The sequence below is a fragment of the Hymenobacter sp. PAMC 26628 genome, assembly GCF_001562275.1.
Taxonomy (GTDB): Bacteria; Bacteroidota; Bacteroidia; order Cytophagales; family Hymenobacteraceae; genus Hymenobacter.
On the sequence record NZ_CP014304.1, the window covers coordinates 4,212,364 to 4,228,001 of the forward strand.

18 protein-coding genes and 1 tRNA gene are annotated in these 15,638 nt (G+C 63.8%); 8 read left to right on the forward strand and 11 right to left on the reverse strand.

Annotated features, from left to right (window positions below; genetic code table 11):
- Positions 1–41 precede the first annotated feature (41 nt).
- Positions 42–308, reverse strand: coding sequence for a hypothetical protein (locus AXW84_RS18315; protein ID WP_068236581.1), 267 nt, complete (start codon positions 306–308; stop codon positions 42–44).
- Positions 309–364: 56 nt separating this feature from the next.
- A complete protein-coding gene (locus tag AXW84_RS18320; protein WP_068236584.1) occupies positions 365–640 on the reverse strand; it encodes a hypothetical protein in 276 nt (91 codons plus the stop codon).
- 139 nt (positions 641–779) lie between these two features.
- Here AXW84_RS18320 and AXW84_RS18325 point away from each other — a divergent pair, with 139 nt between their 5' ends.
- The 3 genes from AXW84_RS18325 (at position 780) to AXW84_RS18335 (ending at position 2,413) form a co-directional block, all read left to right on the forward strand.
- Positions 780–1,379 carry a thioredoxin family protein gene (locus AXW84_RS18325; protein ID WP_082773974.1) on the forward strand — a complete coding sequence of 200 codons (600 nt, stop codon included), beginning with the start codon at positions 780–782 and terminating at the stop codon, positions 1,377–1,379.
- Positions 1,380–1,476: 97 nt separating this feature from the next.
- Positions 1,477–1,839, forward strand: coding sequence for a hypothetical protein (locus tag AXW84_RS18330; protein WP_068236590.1), 363 nt, complete (start codon positions 1,477–1,479; stop codon positions 1,837–1,839).
- A 4-nt stretch (positions 1,840–1,843) separates the two neighbouring features.
- Positions 1,844–2,413, forward strand: coding sequence for an AraC family transcriptional regulator (locus AXW84_RS18335; RefSeq protein WP_071892276.1), 570 nt, complete (start codon positions 1,844–1,846; stop codon positions 2,411–2,413).
- 220 nt (positions 2,414–2,633) lie between these two features.
- Here AXW84_RS18335 and AXW84_RS18340 read toward each other — a convergent pair whose 3' ends face one another.
- On the reverse strand, positions 2,634–2,975 hold the full coding sequence (locus AXW84_RS18340; protein WP_068239689.1) for a four-helix bundle copper-binding protein: 342 nt from the start codon (positions 2,973–2,975) through the stop codon (positions 2,634–2,636).
- A gap of 200 nt (positions 2,976–3,175) precedes the next feature.
- Here AXW84_RS18340 and AXW84_RS18345 point away from each other — a divergent pair, with 200 nt between their 5' ends.
- The 3 genes from AXW84_RS18345 to AXW84_RS18355 all read left to right on the forward strand — a co-directional run bounded on the left by AXW84_RS18345 (position 3,176) and on the right by AXW84_RS18355 (position 8,052).
- On the forward strand, positions 3,176–4,672 hold the full coding sequence (locus AXW84_RS18345; protein ID WP_068236596.1) for a hypothetical protein: 1,497 nt from the start codon (positions 3,176–3,178) through the stop codon (positions 4,670–4,672).
- Between the two features lie 200 nt (positions 4,673–4,872).
- The gene (locus AXW84_RS18350; RefSeq protein ID WP_068239692.1) at positions 4,873–7,068 is read left to right on the forward strand and encodes a B12-binding domain-containing radical SAM protein; all 2,196 of its coding nucleotides are present in this window, start codon (positions 4,873–4,875) and stop codon (positions 7,066–7,068) included.
- A gap of 165 nt (positions 7,069–7,233) precedes the next feature.
- A complete protein-coding gene (locus AXW84_RS18355; RefSeq protein ID WP_068236599.1) occupies positions 7,234–8,052 on the forward strand; it encodes a class I SAM-dependent methyltransferase in 819 nt (272 codons plus the stop codon).
- A 228-nt stretch (positions 8,053–8,280) separates the two neighbouring features.
- Here the strand turns inward: AXW84_RS18355 and AXW84_RS18360 are convergent, their stop codons facing one another.
- The 3 genes from AXW84_RS18360 to AXW84_RS18370 are packed head-to-tail and all read right to left on the reverse strand — an operon-like array spanning position 8,281 to position 10,258.
- Complete coding sequence (locus AXW84_RS18360; protein ID WP_068236602.1) at positions 8,281–9,390, reverse strand: hypothetical protein; 1,110 nt, start codon at positions 9,388–9,390, stop codon at positions 8,281–8,283.
- The gene (locus tag AXW84_RS18365; protein ID WP_068236605.1) at positions 9,387–9,935 is read right to left on the reverse strand and encodes a GNAT family N-acetyltransferase; all 549 of its coding nucleotides are present in this window, start codon (positions 9,933–9,935) and stop codon (positions 9,387–9,389) included. The genes AXW84_RS18360 and AXW84_RS18365 overlap by 4 nt, the downstream gene beginning before the upstream one ends.
- 50 nt (positions 9,936–9,985) lie before the next feature.
- The gene (locus AXW84_RS18370; protein ID WP_157887106.1) at positions 9,986–10,258 is read right to left on the reverse strand and encodes a hypothetical protein; all 273 of its coding nucleotides are present in this window, start codon (positions 10,256–10,258) and stop codon (positions 9,986–9,988) included.
- A gap of 95 nt (positions 10,259–10,353) precedes the next feature.
- Here AXW84_RS18370 and AXW84_RS18375 point away from each other — a divergent pair.
- Positions 10,354–10,426, forward strand: a tRNA-Gly gene (locus AXW84_RS18375).
- A 106-nt stretch (positions 10,427–10,532) separates the two neighbouring features.
- Here the strand turns inward: AXW84_RS18375 and AXW84_RS25155 are convergent.
- Both AXW84_RS25155 and mobV read right to left on the reverse strand, forming a co-directional pair.
- Positions 10,533–11,174 carry a hypothetical protein gene (locus AXW84_RS25155; protein ID WP_157887107.1) on the reverse strand — a complete coding sequence of 214 codons (642 nt, stop codon included), beginning with the start codon at positions 11,172–11,174 and terminating at the stop codon, positions 10,533–10,535.
- A 326-nt stretch (positions 11,175–11,500) separates the two neighbouring features.
- Entirely contained in the window at positions 11,501–12,889 is a 1,389-nt protein-coding gene (gene mobV / locus AXW84_RS18380) for a MobV family relaxase (protein ID WP_082773977.1), read from the reverse strand.
- A gap of 139 nt (positions 12,890–13,028) precedes the next feature.
- Here mobV and AXW84_RS18385 point away from each other — a divergent pair, with 139 nt between their 5' ends.
- Complete coding sequence (locus AXW84_RS18385; protein ID WP_068236614.1) at positions 13,029–13,697, forward strand: DUF6624 domain-containing protein; 669 nt, start codon at positions 13,029–13,031, stop codon at positions 13,695–13,697.
- A gap of 24 nt (positions 13,698–13,721) precedes the next feature.
- Here AXW84_RS18385 and AXW84_RS23545 read toward each other — a convergent pair whose 3' ends face one another.
- The 3 genes from AXW84_RS23545 to AXW84_RS23550 are packed head-to-tail and all read right to left on the reverse strand — an operon-like array spanning position 13,722 to position 15,293.
- Complete coding sequence (locus AXW84_RS23545; RefSeq protein WP_071892280.1) at positions 13,722–14,732, reverse strand: ImmA/IrrE family metallo-endopeptidase; 1,011 nt, start codon at positions 14,730–14,732, stop codon at positions 13,722–13,724.
- A 20-nt stretch (positions 14,733–14,752) separates the two neighbouring features.
- Positions 14,753–15,091 carry a hypothetical protein gene (locus AXW84_RS25400; protein ID WP_068236617.1) on the reverse strand — a complete coding sequence of 113 codons (339 nt, stop codon included), beginning with the start codon at positions 15,089–15,091 and terminating at the stop codon, positions 14,753–14,755.
- On the reverse strand, positions 15,060–15,293 hold the full coding sequence (locus AXW84_RS23550; protein WP_071892282.1) for a colicin E3/pyocin S6 family cytotoxin: 234 nt from the start codon (positions 15,291–15,293) through the stop codon (positions 15,060–15,062). The genes AXW84_RS25400 and AXW84_RS23550 overlap by 32 nt, the downstream gene beginning before the upstream one ends.
- Between the last annotated feature and the right edge of the window lie 345 nt (positions 15,294–15,638).

Sequence of the window (15,638 nt, forward strand, 5' to 3'; positions counted from 1 at the left end):
CATTGCATGGGGCCCAGTCCGTCGCTGGTTGTTAAATGGTATTACTTGTCCGACCTGCCGTCGTGGTTGCTGTCGGTGCGGGTATCGGCGGCCTCGTATCCCTGCTCCTGGCTGGGCGCTTTGCCGGGGCGGCGCAGGCCGGCCACAATGGAGTCGCCGCTGGGGTTGGCCTGGATAATGTCGCCGTGCTTGGGGCCGCTCTCCTCCACGTGGGTCGAGCCGTATTTGTTCGAATCGCCGCACGCGCTGACGCTGAGGCCGGCGGCCACGGCGGCAACCAGCAGGAGGGGACGAAAAAGGGTTTTCATAAGGTAAGCGAAAATAGGAAAAGCCGTGGGTAACGGCGTGGGTAAACAGCGTGGCGCTAATGGTCGGCCTTGCCGTCGTGGTTGTGGTCTACGTGCTCGTCGGCGTGCTCATAAAGCTGCTCGCCGGTGGGGCGGCCCGGCGCGTTGCGGTGCAGGCCGGCCACGGCCGAGTCGCCGCCGGTAGGAGGCGCCGTTTCCCGCGGCACGATGGACTTGTCGCCCCCGTTCTCGACGTTGGTTTCGCCGGGGTGGTCGGGGTTGCTGCAGCTGGCCAAGGCGCCAACGAAAGCAACGGCCAGCAAGACGGGGAGGGGGCGCAAGCAGTTTTTCATGGCGACAAAGCAAAAAGATTAAAACCAGCCCGGCGGTAACTCCCCGGTGCAAAGGTAAACGTAACCTCTGGCCTCGGGTTGGGTTAACTCACCGGCCGCCGGTTAATTTGCCCGGCTCTTTCGCCCCACGTCCCCGTTCATGTCCGCTTCTTCCGCTTCCGCTACTTTGCCGGCCCCTGCCCATACTTACGCCGAGTTCCGGGCCCTGGTGGGCACGCTGGCCGCCGAGCGCCGCACCACCGGCCCCGACCAGGGCCCCGCCCTGGTGCGCTTCACCGAGCAAAACCAGCAACACCTCGACAATGCTTACGCCCTGCCCCTGCTGCCCGAGCTGGTAGACCGCCTGCGCCACCTGCCCGCTCCCCAGCGCTGGCTGGTGCTGGCCGAGGCCTGGTGCGGCGACACCGCCCACGAGCTGCCCCTGCTGGCGCACCTGGCCGAGGGCAGCGGCGGCCGCGTGACTTTGCACGTGCTGCTGCGCTCCGAGCACCCCGCCTTCATGGCTGCCCACCAAACCAACGGCAAAGACAGCATTCCCAAGCTAGTGATGCAGGACGCGGCCACCGGCGCCACCGTGGCCGAGTGGGGCCCCCGCCCGGCCGAAGCGCAGGCGCTGGCCCACCGCCTGCACTCCGACCCTGAGCAGCACACCGCCGCCATCGTGCGCCAAATGAACGAGTGGTACACCGCCGACCAGGGCAAATCGTTGCAGCGCGAGCTGCTGGCGGTGCTGGCGTAGCGGTGGGCACTATTCCGGGGCCGGGGCACGTTGTAGCGGCCCGGCCCGCGGGGCCCTTATAAATTTCCGTGTAATTTCACCTGCCCAATTCCCCTCCATGCCCCAGTTGCCGCGCCTGCGCTTTGCCCGTTTCCTGGCCCCTGGGCCGTGGCGGCGGGTGAGCGTGCTGGCCGCCGTCAGCCTGGGGCTGGCCCTGGCGCTGGTGGGGTACGTATTTGGGGCCGACGGGCATTTCTTTGGCCGGCTAGCCCCGGCGTTCTTTATCTTTTTCTGGCTGTTGGCTGTTACCTTCCTGGCCGTGGTGCCCTTCGTGAGCTGGGCCACCGAGCACTGGTTTGGCCGGGGCTGGGCGGCATCGTCGCCGGCTCCGGCGGCCCGCCGCTCCCGCCCGGCTCCGGCCCGGGGGCCCGTTCGTTCCACATCTTCCACCGCCGCCGCAAGGCGGTCTTCAACACGTTAGTTATATGTCTACGAACTTGCTATACATCAAAAACATGGTGTGCCCACGCTGCGTCGAAGCCGTGCACAACCTGCTGGAGCGCGCCGGTTACAAGACCAAAACCGTGACGCTGGGCACCGCCGAGCTCGACGCCACCACCCCCGTCGACCCTGAAACCGTGGCCCCGCTGCTCGAAGCCGCCGGCTTCGAGCTGCTGCGCGGCCGCGCCGAGCAGCTCACCGAACAAATCAAAACCCTGCTCGCCGACTACCTCGAGCACCTGCGCACGGCCCGCTCGCCGCTCACCACCTCGGCCTTCCTCACCGAGCGGCTGGCCGCCACCTACTCGCACCTCAGCAAGGTGTTTTCGCGCACCGCCCACCTCACCATCGAGAAGTACCTCATCCGCCTCAAAATTGAGCACGTGAAGGAGCTCCTTAGCTACGGCGAGCTCACCCTAAACCAGATTGCCGACCAGATGCGCTACAGTTCGGGCCAGCACTTAAGCAACCAGTTTCGCCAGGTCACGGGCCACTCCGTGAGCGAGTTCCGCCGCCAGGTCCTGCCCCCCCGCCTCTCGCTCGACGCGCTGTAAAGCCCCGATTTCAGGCATATAAAAGGGGCCCCCACCAAATCGGTAGGGGCCCCTTTTTGGTTCATAGCTATAGAGACGCGATACTTCGCGCCTCTATAAATGCCCGATTCGCGCCTCGGCCAATATCCGGTTGAACACTGCCCGGCTTGAGCTGACCGATACAGCATTGCCACGACCGAGCAGCGATTGAGGCGCGAAGTGCCGCGTCTCTACAGGGCAATTATTTGTAGGATTTGCAAGCTTCCAGGCAGGCTTTGCAGGCGGCGGCACATTGCTGGCAGTGGGCGTGCTGGTGCTGGGCGCATTCGTCGTGGCACTTCTGACAGATTTCGATGCACTCCTTGAGCACGTGCGGAGCGTGGTCGGAGCCGCGGGCGATGAAGGCGGCGGTGAGGCGGCAGATGTCGGCGCAGTCGCGGTCGAGCCGGATGCAGGGCACCATCATCGCAAGGTTGTCTTCGCCGAGGCAGGCGGTGGCGCAGTGCTCGCAGGCGGCTACGCAGCGGGCGAGGGCATCGAGGACGTCTTGGTGGGCGGGACGGGGGTCAGTGGAAATGGCCATGTACTGAGGCAGGAATAAGTTGAATAAATAAGCGGCAACGCGCTGCTTGGACTGGTTTACGGGGCCCCGGCCGCCGGGGTGGTGCAGCATTCGGCCAAAAGCCTACACCATTCGGCGGGGGCCCCAAATCCTGTTGATGCCAGGCCGAATGGTGTTGGCCCGGGTGAAAACCGGGCGGGGAAACCGAGCGTTATAAGGCCATGCACACACCGTTACATCCTTCCGCCGCCCGGGGCCCCAAGCGGGCCGCCGCCAGCCTGGTGGCCGCCGGCCTGGTGGCCCTGACCGGGGCCCCCGCGCACGCCCAGCAGCCCGGCGCCATGCCCGGCATGGCCATGCCCGCCGACACCGCTCGCCCCAAAAAACAAATGGAGCACATGCCGGGCATGGACCACGCGGGCATGGACATGGGCGGCGCCGACGGCGGGCCCACCATGTCGGCCGCCACCTCGCGCAACCTGCCCATGAGCCGCAACGGCTCGGCCACCAGCTGGCAGCCCGACGCCACGCCGATGTACATGTGGATGACCCACAAGGGCCCCTGGATGGTGATGGCCCACGGCGGCGCCTACGGCCGCTACACCAGCCAGAACTTCAACCACAGCGGCGGCCGCGGCCACGCCAACGCCGTGGACGGCCCCAACTGGGGCATGGCCATGGCCCAGCGCAACGTGGGGGCCCACGGCCTGCTGAACCTCACGCTGATGATGTCGCTCGACGCGCTAACGGAAACCCGCGGCGGCTACCCGCTGCTGTTCCAGACCGGCGAGAGCTACAAGGGTCAGCCGCTCATCGACAAGCAGCACCCGCACGACCTATTTTCGGGCCTGAGCGTGGGCTACGTGCACGCCGTGAGCCAGGACGTGGACGTGAGCCTGTACCTGGGCTACCCCGGCGAGCCGGCCATCGGGCCGGTGGCCTTCATGCACCGCATTTCGGCCATGCCCAACCCCGACGCGCCCCTCTCCCACCACTGGACCGACGCCACGCACATCGCCTTCGGGGTGGCCACGCTGGGCGTGCGCTACAAGCAGTTTAAGCTGGAAGGCAGCAACTTCACCGGCCGCGAGCCCGACGAGCACCGTTACAATTTCGACAAGCCCCGGGCCGACTCCTGGGCCGCCCGCCTGAACTGGAACCCCGGCCGCGAGCTGGCGCTGCAAGTGAGCCGCGCCTTCATCAAAAGCCCTGAAGACTTGCACCCCGACGAGAACGTGACCCGCACCACGGCCAGCATCCTGCACAGCCACCACTTTGGCGATGCCCGCCACTACATCGCCTCGGCCCTCATCTGGGGCATGAACCAGGGCTCTACCCCGCACCCCGAGCACGCCGTGCTGGCCGAAACCAACCTCACCCTGGGCCGCCCCACGTTCTACGGCCGCTACGAGTTCGTGCAGAAAGACAGCGAGGAGCTGGGCTATTACTTGCAGGGCCCCGCCGATGAGCCGCTGGCGGCCGTGTTCAACGTGCACGCCCTCACGCTGGGGGCCAGCTACCGCCTCACCGCCGACGATTTCCGGGGCCCCGAGGTGCACGTCGGCGGCCAGCTTACGGGCTACGTGCCGGCCGCCGCGCTGCGCCCGCTTTACGGCCAGGTGCCGCTTTCGGCCTCGGTGTACGTGCGCCTGAACGCGCCCTGGATGAGCATGGGCAAAATGATGGGCGGCAGCAAGATGGGCGGCATGAAGATGTAGGAGGTGTTCAGGAATATGGAGATTCAAAGTTGAACGTCATGCTCATCTGGCGTACGCTTGTCGAAGCGTACGCCAGACGAGCATGACGTGCCATTAACTCCCCAAACAGCTTGGCAAAAGGTACAGCCCCGCACCCGCAAATCCCGCCCGACCTTTGCGGCCACTGAACCCGGGGCCCCCTGGCCGGGTTGAAGGCTACCGTGTCGCTCGTCGCTCCCAAAATCCTGCTCATCACCCCGCCGCTCACGCAGCTCAACACCCCGTACCCGGCCACGGCCTACATCAAGGGGTTTTTGAAGGGCCGCGGCTACGACGTGGCGCAGGCCGACCTGGGCCTGCAGCTGGTGCTGCGCCTGTTTTCGGTGGATGGGCTGAAGCGGGTGTTTGCCGAAATCGAAGCCGGCGATTTCAATCTCAGCGACAACGCCAAGCGGATGCTGCGGCTGCAAAACCGCTACCTGGCCACCGTGGCGCCGGTGGTCAGGTTCTTGCAAAACAAGGACTTGACGCTGGCCCCGCGCATCTGCCACGGCCGCTTTCTGCCCGAAGCCAGCCGCTTCGACAACGTGGCCGACCTCGAATCCGCCTTCGGCACGATGGGCCTCACCGACCAGGCCCGCCACCTGGCCACGCTCTACCTGGAGGACCTGGCCGACCTCATCAAGGAAACCGTGGGGCCCCACTTCGGCTTCTCCCGCTACGCCGAAAAGCTGGCCCTCTCCGCCACCAGCTTCGAGCCGCTGCATCAGGCCCTGCAAGCCCCCGCTAACTTATTGGATGCGTTACTATTGGAAGAGCTGGACGCGCTGCTGGCCCGCACGCAGCCCGACGTGGTGGGCTTCACGGTGCCCTTCCCTGGCAACCTCTACGGGGCCCTGCGTCTGGCCCAACGCATCAAGCAAACCTGCCCCGAAACGCGGACCATCATGGGCGGCGGCTACCCCAACACAGAGCTGCGCACCATCCAGGAGCCGCGCTTTTTCGACTACATCGACCACCTCACGCTCGACGACGGCGAGGGGCCCTGGCTTCGCTTGTTTGACTTTTGGGCCGGCAAAATCCCGCAAACCGAGCTGCAACGCACGTTTCTGCGCGACGAAGCGGGTGAGATTCAGTACGTCAACCACCCGCACCCCGACGTGCCGCACCCCGAAGTGGGCACGCCCGACTACTCCGATTTGCCCCTCACCGACTACCTCTCGGTGCTGGAAGTGCTCAACCCCATGCACCGCCTCTGGAGCGACGGCCGCTGGAACAAGCTCACCGTGGCCCACGGCTGCTACTGGAAGCGCTGCTCGTTCTGCGACGTCACCCTCGACTACATCAGCCGCTATGAAACCGCGCCGGCCACGCTGCTCGTGGACCGCATCGAGCAAATCATTGCCCAAACCGGCCAAACCGGCTTCCACTTCGTGGACGAGGCCGCCCCGCCCCTGGCTCTGCGCGACCTGGCCGTGGAGCTGCTCCGGCGCCGCGTGGCCATCACGTGGTGGGGCAACATCCGGTTCGAGAAAACCTTCTCGCCCGACCTCTGCCGGCTGCTGGCCGCCTCGGGCTGCATCGCCATTTCGGGGGGCCTGGAGGTAGCGTCGGATCGGCTGCTGGCGCTGATGGAAAAGGGCGTCACCATCGGCCAGGTGGCGCGCGTCACCGACGGTTTCACGCAGGCCGGCATCATGGTGCACGCCTACCTCATGTACGGCTTCCCCACCCAAACGGCGCAAGAAACCGTTGATTCGCTGGAAGTTGTGCGGCAGCTGTTTGCCGCCGGCGTGGTGCAGAGCGGCTACTGGCACCGCTTCTCGATGACGGCCCACTCGCCGGTGGGGAAGAACCCGGCCAAGTACCAAGTGGCCGCCGTGGGCCCCGAGCCCGCCGGCTTCGCCTGGAACGACCTGTGGCACGACGACCCCCTGGGCACCGACCACGAAGCCTTCGGCCCCGGCCTGGCCAAAAGCCTCTACAACTACCTCCACGGCGTGGCCCTGGACGAGCCGCTGGGCTTCTGGTTCGACTTCAAAACGCCCAAAACCACCACCCCGCGCCAGCTGGTGGCCCAGGCCCTGCAAGCCCCCGAGAAGCCCGACTTCGCTAAGCAAAACCAGCGCCTGTTCTGGCTCGGCAACGCCCCCGAGCTGCGCGTGGAGGCCGGCAAAAAAGGCGCCCGCGCCGTCCTCACCTGCTACGAGCAGGCCGAAGATTTCGAGGTAAAGGCCCCCGAAGCCGCCGGCCGCTGGCTGCACGAGCTGCTGGTGCGCCTCAGCCACGACTACGACACGAAAGTGCTGCTGAAAGAAGCCGCCGCCACTTTCCCCGCCGTCGCGGGCCCCTTCGACGCCTTCCTCACAAGCCCCGCCTGGCAGCTGCTGCGCGAAAAAGGCCTGCTGCTGCTGTAGCGTGGACGCTGCGAGTCCACGCGGCTGAACGGTCGCTGCACGATCCGTAGCACGGACTCTGCAGTCCGCGGCGCTGCTCGGTCGCCGCACGGTAATCGGCAGGACAAAGCGAGAGCCGCGGGCTACAAAGTCCGCGCTACGGCCGGCGGGCCTAGCTTCGCACCCGTGTCGCGCCTCTCCAAAACCCTATCTGCCCTTGTCCGTCTGGCCCGCAACCCCTGGCTGCTAAACGCCGTGCTGGCCGCCGACACCAGCGCCTGGCAGCGCCGGGCCGGGGCCCACGCCGCCCGCTGGGGCGTGGGGCCCCAGGGGCTGCCGGTGGTGCCGCTGCGCCACTTCCTACCCCCAAGTGGCACCGATGCCGCGGCGCCCTTCGCCTTCGAGGAGGGCGGCTCGCTGCCTACCGACCTGCTGCTGCTGCGCGGCTTGGCCCGCCAGCGCCCCGGCTGCCGCTACTTCGAAATCGGCACCTGGCGGGGCGAGAGCGCGGCCAATGTGGCCGCCGTGGCCGCCTCGGTCCACACCCTCAACCTGTCGGCCGCCGAGATGCGGGCCCTGGGCTTGGCGGAGGAATACATCGGCCTGCACGGATTTTTCTCGCAGGACTTGCCCAACGTCACGCACCTGCACGGCAACTCCGCCACCTTCGATTTTGCCGGCCTGGACCCGCCGTTCGATTTGATTTTCATCGACGGCGACCACCACTACGAGGCCGTGCGCCGCGACACAGCCCGCGTGTTTGCGCACCTCGTGGGGCCCCAAACTGTGGTGGTGTGGCACGACGCCAGCCGCCAGCCCGGAGCCCCGCGCTGGGAGGTGCTGGCCGGCTTGCTCGACGGCCTGCCCGCCGCCGCACCCGGCCACCTGTACGTGGTAAGCCATTCGCTGTGCGCCATTTATAGTCCGCGCCCGCTGCCCGCCGCGCCGCCCCCCCCCGGGGCCCCGCCGCTGGCCCACCGCGTAACGGTGGAGTTGCCGCAGTAGCGCCAGCTTCGGGGGCATTTGCTAAACCGGCGCGCAGCGTTGCTTTCGGAAGTAAGTAGCAGTTGGCGAAGGGCAAGCACGGGGTGGTCCGGCGACTTTTTCAGTCGTCGGGCCACTTTTATCCTTAAACAGGGGCCCCGGGCCGTAGTCAGAGTGGCCCGACGACTGAAAAAGTCGCCGGACCACCCCGTGCTATCTTGTAACCAACACAACCAACTTTAGGGCCCCTTACTGCGGGCGGGGCAGCCACTGCACCACTGCATCGGGCAGGCCCGGGGCGAAGGTGGGGCCCCCGGGGCCGGGCACCAGCAAATCGGGCCCGGCGGCGCGGTAGGTGCGCACGGCGGGGCTGCGCAGGGCCCCGCGCAAGCCGGCGGCCGCGGCGCTGCTGGTTCCGCCGCCGCCGTACAGGCCCAACATGGGCAGCTTTTGGCGGGCCAGGGCGCGGTAAGCGTCGCGGCTGGCGGCGGCCGCGGGCGCGTTTTGCACAATGAAAAACGCCGTGCGGGGGCCCCCAGGGGCCGCCAGCGCCAACGCCGCGGCGTCGGCGCGGGGGCCGGTGGCCCAGGTGCCGATGTTGGCAGTGTCCACGCCGGCGGTGTTGCGCAGCAGGCGGCGCGCGGCGGCCAGCAGGGCCCCGGCGGGGGCTGGGCTGGCCGAATCGGTGGCGGGCAGCAGCAGCACGGTGAGGCCGTAGCGGGCCAGGGCATCGGCCCAGATGGCGGCGGCGGGGCCCGTGGCGGCATCGGGCAGCAGGGCCAAGCCGGCGCCCGCGGTGCGCACGTCGGCGGGGGCAAACAGCCAGGCCGAGCCTTGGGCCTGGGGCACTTCTCCAACGCGGTACATGGTGGGCGTGGGCGGGCCGCGCCGCACCAGCAGCATGGGCGCCTGCACCGAATCGAGGCGCAGCGTGCCGCGCCAGAAGTCACCGTCGAGGGTCAGGGCCAGTGCTTCGCCGGGGCGGCCGGGGCGCACGAGGTGCAGCTCCCCGCCTTGGAACGCCACGGTATCGGCCACGAAGCGCAGGGCCGGGGGCCCCGTCAGCTCGGCGGTGTAGTGGCCGGGAGCCGGGTGGCGCAGCTCCAGGGCCACGGCTTGGGCGGGCTGCCCAGCGGCGAGCTGCACTGTGCCGGCGTAGTGGCCCACGGGCGGCGGGGCAGGCGCGGCGTGCCCGGGGCCGCCCGGCTGGCAGGCCGGCAACCCCAGGGCACCGGCCAGTGCGAGCAGCACCAGCCGCCCGGGCCCGCGCCGGGCCGCGGCCAGCAAGCCCCGCCCCGGGGCGGATGGGGCCCCGGCGGGCCGGTGCGTGGCGGGGCCGCCGCCCGGGTGGGCCCTCATCGGCCGGCCAGGCCTTTGCGCAGGATCAGGTCGCGGTCCAAGGTCTGGCCCATGCGGAAGTCGTGGGCCCCGATTTCGCGGAAGCCAAACCGCTGATAGAACGCCAGGGCGCGGGTATTTTTTTCCCACACGCCCAGCACCACGGCCGAGCAGTGCAGCTGCTCGGCCAGGGCCAGCACGGCGCGCATCAGGGCCGCGCCCAGGCCGGTGCCCAGCCAGTCTTCGGCCACGTAGAGGCGCTCAATTTCGAGGCGGCCGGCGGGGGCGTCTTCGCCTGCGGGCAGGCCCAGGGCCGAGGGTTCACGCAGCTTGGCGTAGCCCACCACGGCCCCCTGCATGTGGGCCAGCAGGAAAGTATTGGCCGAATCCTGCAGTTCGGCCAACTGCTGCTCGGGCCCGAAGGTGGCGGCCAGGAACGCGGCCATGTCGGCGGGCGCGGTGGTAGCGGCGAAAGTATCCTGGAAGGTTTGGCGGCCCAATTCGGCCAGTTGGGCGGCGGTGGCGGCGTTGGCCTTGGCCAGCGCAATGCGGAGGGGAGACGACATAAGGGCAGCAAAGGTGGGGCCCGCTGGCCAACCGGGCCCCGGGGCAGGCATTAGAGGATGGTTTCTTTGGCCGGGCCGTCGGCCAGCCGGCCGCCGCGCAGCAGCTGGCGGCCGTAGCGCACCAGCAGGCTGGCCCCCACCAGGCCCAGCAGGTACAGCAGCACCAGGCCCACTTCCAGCCCGCCCTCAATGCCCTCGATGGACCACGCATAGGCCGCAATGCTCAGCCGAATCAACTGGCCCAGCCCCAGCAAAATACCGGTCCAGAGAAACATCCACCCCAGGAGGCGGCGGGTAGCGGGCGAAAGGGGAGCGGTGGCCATACCCCGTTTCATACGCCGCCCGCCGCGGCCGGGTTTTTAGCGGCCGAGCTTGCCGATTGGCCCCGGCGCCGTACTTTTGCCTTACCAAACACCCCGCGAGAGTAGCTCAGTTGGTAGAGCATCAGCTTCCCAAGCTGAGGGTCGCGAGTTCGAACCTCGTTTCTCGCTCGTTCATAATCAGCCACTTATCTGCAAAGATGGGTGGCTGTTTTGGTTTTGGTTTACGCGGTGGTTTACACAAGCCGTGAGTAGGTGCTGAGGACATTCCCAGTACCTACGATTTCGCTTTAATTGTTTGCAACTCTCTTTCAGCCTGCTGTTGGGCTGCTCCAGTGAGGTATGGAATAACCTTTGATATGTCTTTCGCCATATCAGTTGATGCTTTGCCTTCTACACCTATGCGGTTACTAATTTGGCGACTTAATTTATTGTAGTGTCCCTTTAACTGCTGCCCGCTCGTGGGCTTTTTGTACCCAGCGTCGAGAGCTACTTGTTTTGCATCGTTGATAATGGCGGCAGAACCTCGATAAATGTGCAATAGAGCCACTTGCCGTATACTGAGTTTCCGGCTGGTTTCAGTAACGGATTGAACGACAAGTGGCTTTGTCGGTTCTGCTGAATCCAAGCTTAGCTCCTCTACTGCATTCGTAGGAGGTGCGGATGCACCGCTTAGCAGCGCCTCGGCATTATTTAGGCGCACCATCTGCTCACGTAACCATTCAAGAGCGCGCGCTACGTTAATAGGGACAGGATTAAGCTCTTGTGTTTCTTCCTGGATTACGTCGGCAACGTACTTATAATCTTCACTATCTGCTTTGCACCCAAGGGTTGCCTCAAACTGCTCGCCAAGCAGCTCCTCCAAAAAGCTTTCTACTTCATATAGAGCTATAGGAGCACGCCTAAAATACTCGTTCATGGCCGACTCCCGTGCGTGGTAGTCGGTTGTAACGAGCGGCGATGGTTTCGGCGATTCTCTGCTTGGTAAGGGAATTCGGGCCAGTACCCAACGCAGATAAAAATCAAAACGACTGGTATAGGGAGGCGGTATGCCGTGCCACCTGGCACTAGGGATCCCACGGCAGCGTGCTTCCCGCTCCGCCTTGATCCATTTCGATTCTAACTCAGCCACGCCGCTTGTTATTAAGTAATGTACCAACCTTCTGACGGTCGCTGAAAGCAGGACTTGGCCACTTGGTTCAGCACAATAATAACTCGAATAAACCTCAAAGCCTGGGGCAATCATCACATCTCAATCTCTCTTTCCTTGGGCAGTAACTGAATGGTTGGCTCTTGTTCTTTCGTTCTTTCCGCTGCCTCCCGGCACTGCTCTAACAAGTTCCGGCCATTGGGGCGGAGCTCGTCACCCCGAAAGCGCGTCCCATCTTCTTTGTGCTGCACCGTCCACTCCTGGGGCCCCACTACTTTCAGGACGTACCCCGCCTGCTCTAGGCCTGGTTTTAGATCCGCCACCTCGCGGGTGGGTAACAGCAACTGCTTGGCCAGCAACGCCTCAATTTTGCGCTGGTGCCGCTCCCGAAGGCCCTTTGCCAAGGTTGCCAACCAGTCCGGCACCGACTGCCCCTGCACGTGCCGAATGACGGCCCGTTTGTGCAGCAGGATTTGCTGCTTGGCGAGCGCTTGCTGCTCACTGAACTGGGTGGTTTTGGCCGCCAGTTGCTCTTTTGCCTGGCGTAGCTGCTCCGTGAGGTGGGCGAGGCGGGGCGTCAGCCCGTCCCGCGCCAGGGCCAGCTGCTCCTGGCTGCGGGCCAACTGCTTTTCCAGCACGCGCGCCCGGTCGTGCGCCAGCGCGTTGGCCGAGGCCACGGTGGCCAGCTGGGCAATCTTCTCGTTGCTGGTGGTGGTCAGGTGGTGCACGTAGTGGTCGAGACGGAACTGCTCCCGGACGCGGTGGTTCTCGGGCTCCAGCCACGGGGGCATGGCCTGGAGCAGGTGGGGCCCCGTCGGTACCGGTGTGGCCACCTCGGCCAGTTGCTGCTGGCTTGTCCGCTGGGCTCCGTAGTGCCGGCGCACATCTTCGTGCAGGGCCGTACTGTATTTGATGCCCCGCTCGAACCCGTGGGGCGCCATGGCCTGGGCGTAATCGGTTTGCAACTGGCGCAGGCTGGCCGGGCTGAATACGTCGCGGCTGGAGAGCCGGCCATCGGCCGTGACGGGCACCACCACGGCGTGGATGTGGGGCGTCACCTCGTCCTGGTGCAGCGTGAAGCTGACTACGTTGGGGGCCCCGAACGTTGCCTGCAAAAAGGCCAGGTTGTCCGCCACCCAGGGGGTGCCCCGCACGTCCAGGGCCCGGCCCTCGGCGTCGCGTGCGAAGCCCTCGGGGCTGGCCGTGAGCACCACCTCCACTGCCCGCACGGCGTCGTGGCGCAGGCGCGGCAGGTGCAGCTCGGCGATGCGTTCGGTGGCCAAATGCCAGTAGTTGCGGTGGCCGTGGTTGAGGTATTCCTCGTTGAGCGCGGCCCAGTCCGGGTTGGCGTTGGGCGTGTCTTGTAGCCGGTAGTTGTGCTGGGTGGCGCTCGTGGCCGTGCCCAGGTTCGTGAGTTTGCTCAGGCGCAGGATGGCGTAGGACATGGCGGGCGGGGCGGCCCCAATGCGTAATGGGTTACGCATTGAGGCCCGTTAATTCCCCGATATGTACGTTGTAGTCCGGGTGGAAATTGTTGTTTTTAAGCGATTCCTTGGCATTTAGCGCGCTTGTTCAGAGCAGCTTACCTGTAGAAATAGTGGGCGCCGTGTGTAGCTTGGGCCCATGAAAACGCTGCTCCTCGGCTGCCTGCTCGTGCTGCCCGTCCTAGCTCACGCCCAACGCCCCCAGAACCCCCGACTCAAGCACGAGCTCGACAGCCTTTACGTCATCGACCAGCTCTACCGCGAGGCCCTGGTCGATCCGAGCAAAAGCCGGCTCCGGGACTCCATCGCCCAGGCCCGGCACTTCCCCCCAGGCCGCGAATCCCAGGGCCTGATGAACCTGATGATGCAGACCGATTCGTCCAACGCCACCCGGGTGTACGCCCTGATCAACCGCTACGGCTACCCAGGCAAAACCCTGGTCGGCACCCCCACCAACGAGGCCGCCTTCTACGTTTTGCAGCACTCGGCCCGCATCGCCCAGTACCTACCCCTCGTCGAACGAGCAGCTCAGCAGGGAGAGTTGCCGTTTCGCCTGTACGCCATGATGCTCGACCGGCACCTGATGTACACGCAGCAACCCCAGGTGTACGGCACCCAGGGAATGACCTACACCGGGGGCAAGAGCTTCATTTGGCCTATAAAAGACCCTGCCCACGTCAACGCACGCCGCAAAAAGGCCGGCTTCGACCAGACCGTGGAAGCCAACGCCCAACGCCTGGGCATCGAGTACCAGCCGCTGACGCTAGATCAGGTTAAGCAACTGCCAGGCTACCAGATACCCAAGTAGTTCGAGTAGTGGTAATACAATCACTTAGCGCTGTCGAGACCGCACAACGTACCATTCTACCGCCCGTTTTTTAATCACTTGCTTAATGCTTACATGCCGTGCTACTTCCTTTAAATCTTCCCGCTCGTGCAGACGATGGATGCACGCAGCAATTATAGCATCCTCGGAGTAAGTAACTAAGGCATTTTTTATTACAGAGCCATGTGCTGCGGCAAGGACAGCATTGACTACGTGCTTCAACTGCACAACGTCTTCAGGCTGCGATGCCACATCCGTTATAACGGAATGAAGTATCTCTTTCCACGGCCTTGGATCAGATATTTCAAGTGCTATTTCAATTGGGAAGCGCCACCAGTGATAAACGTTGTATCCTGATTCCCACTTGTAGCTAGCTATTGCTTGAACGTATGAATCAGGCAAATCCAATTCGCCACGAGATAGTTGGCGCTGGATAGTACCTTCAGTACGGCCAGCAAAAGAGACATTGACGTCGCTTTCCAAACAGAAATACACGATTCCGGGTGGTAGCAACGCCTTTAAACGGATGCTGGCAGCTAAAGGAGAGACGCCTGCTGTCTCGGAAATAACGCGGTGGAGTTGAGCTAAATCATAATACTGGGCAATTTGAGTCTTTACCCATTGCTCTGGCATTAGTAGCTCCGACGCGAAACGGTTTGCCTCCTGCTCTGTCTGCGAATAGCGACCGAGATCTGTTAACGCAGAAGACACATATTCAGCAGGCAACTCATCCAATTCCTCGGGTGAGAAGTTTATGATGTCGGCTATCGTCCCGACGTGCCAGGGAATAATGATGTGGCCCAACTCATGCGCAAGCGTGAATAGCCGCCGACGAGTCGACGTGTTGGTATTCACAATGACTCGCGGGCGTTTACCTGCTACCTTAAGGTCAAGGCACACGCCGTCGACATTCGCAATCGGAATAGGCCGAAAAATGACGTCAGCGTATCGCTGAATCAAAGTGAGTACGTCAATCGGTGGTGTGAGACACTGCTTTTGCAAAAGCGTGCGCGCCATATTGACTTCGGGGTACTCGCTTAGCTCAAAAGCCCCTCCTGTTTCAGCCACTGCATCAATTGCAATATTTTTTCACCGCCCTGGGAACGGGCGGCCAGTGCATACGAATAGTCTTGTTCGGCAATCTGCTTAAAAGGAACCTGCTCACGATGGGCTTTTACAATGAAAGCTAACGCACTATCATCGAGTAGGTAAGCATTGTATTCTTGGCGCGTCATACCCAGAAATTCATGAAGAGTCTGCCCCGTGTCACCTTCGTGCCACCGGTCAATGTAATCATCTGCGTCCTCAAGCAGTGCAACCCCGCGGATGCAATCGCTGATGAAGCTAGATGGTGATTGTGCGACCTTCAACTGCATCTTTTATAAAATTTCCGTAAGCGTCGAGCACGCCCATGTGTTTACCACGTCGGTTGTAAACTTCAATTTCTCCATGTAGAGCATCCCACTCAAAATACCTTTTGCCGTCGAGCGAACGCCACCTTCTTTTATTGTTGAATGCTCCAAGGGATTCACAACTCAAAAACAGGTAGGAATCCGCAGGAATTGGTTTGCCCGCCACAAAATTAAGCTACGTTTAGTACTTTCAGGTAACACGTAAAGTACGGATTTACAGCAAAGTTAGTTTGAATCACGTGTAATAGTCGGTTTGCAATTCTTCTTTCGCCATGAAAGCCTTACTGTTTCTTGCTGCCCCCCTAGCCTTGACCACCTTGTCACTGCCGGCGCATGCGCAAAGTAAGCCCCCTACTACTACGCCCAGCCAGGCCCTAGCCAGCCGAACCAAGACAACTAATCGTCGCACAGCTGCCTACACAGGACCAAAAGTGGTTCGCAACGGCGAGGAGCTTGGGCGGCGGATGATACAGAAAAGTAAGCCTGCCGATATGATCCAGACGAAGTCCGA

Bases quoted from the DNA above. Each gene is read 5' to 3' on its own strand.
- AXW84_RS18370 (WP_157887106.1), bottom strand. From the start codon at position 10,258: ATGGCCACCGCTCCCCTTTCGCCCGCTACCCGCCGCCTCCTGGGGTGG.
- AXW84_RS18330 (WP_068236590.1), top strand. From the start codon at position 1,477: ATGCCCCAGTTGCCGCGCCTGCGCTTTGCCCGTTTCCTGGCCCCTGGG.
- AXW84_RS18315 (WP_068236581.1), bottom strand. From the start codon at position 308: ATGAAAACCCTTTTTCGTCCCCTCCTGCTGGTTGCCGCCGTGGCCGCC.
- AXW84_RS18365 (WP_068236605.1), bottom strand. From the start codon at position 9,935: ATGTCGTCTCCCCTCCGCATTGCGCTGGCCAAGGCCAACGCCGCCACC.
- AXW84_RS23545 (WP_071892280.1), bottom strand. From the start codon at position 14,732: ATGGCGCGCACGCTTTTGCAAAAGCAGTGTCTCACACCACCGATTGAC.
- AXW84_RS18335 (WP_071892276.1), top strand. From the start codon at position 1,844: ATGTCTACGAACTTGCTATACATCAAAAACATGGTGTGCCCACGCTGC.
- AXW84_RS18385 (WP_068236614.1), top strand. From the start codon at position 13,029: ATGAAAACGCTGCTCCTCGGCTGCCTGCTCGTGCTGCCCGTCCTAGCT.
- AXW84_RS18340 (WP_068239689.1), bottom strand. From the start codon at position 2,975: ATGGCCATTTCCACTGACCCCCGTCCCGCCCACCAAGACGTCCTCGAT.
- AXW84_RS18320 (WP_068236584.1), bottom strand. From the start codon at position 640: ATGAAAAACTGCTTGCGCCCCCTCCCCGTCTTGCTGGCCGTTGCTTTC.
- AXW84_RS25155 (WP_157887107.1), bottom strand. From the start codon at position 11,174: ATGAACGAGTATTTTAGGCGTGCTCCTATAGCTCTATATGAAGTAGAA.
- AXW84_RS18325 (WP_082773974.1), top strand. From the start codon at position 780: ATGTCCGCTTCTTCCGCTTCCGCTACTTTGCCGGCCCCTGCCCATACT.
- AXW84_RS18360 (WP_068236602.1), bottom strand. From the start codon at position 9,390: ATGAGGGCCCACCCGGGCGGCGGCCCCGCCACGCACCGGCCCGCCGGG.
- AXW84_RS25400 (WP_068236617.1), bottom strand. From the start codon at position 15,091: ATGCAGTTGAAGGTCGCACAATCACCATCTAGCTTCATCAGCGATTGC.
- AXW84_RS18345 (WP_068236596.1), top strand. From the start codon at position 3,176: ATGCACACACCGTTACATCCTTCCGCCGCCCGGGGCCCCAAGCGGGCC.
- mobV (WP_082773977.1), bottom strand. From the start codon at position 12,889: ATGCGTAACCCATTACGCATTGGGGCCGCCCCGCCCGCCATGTCCTAC.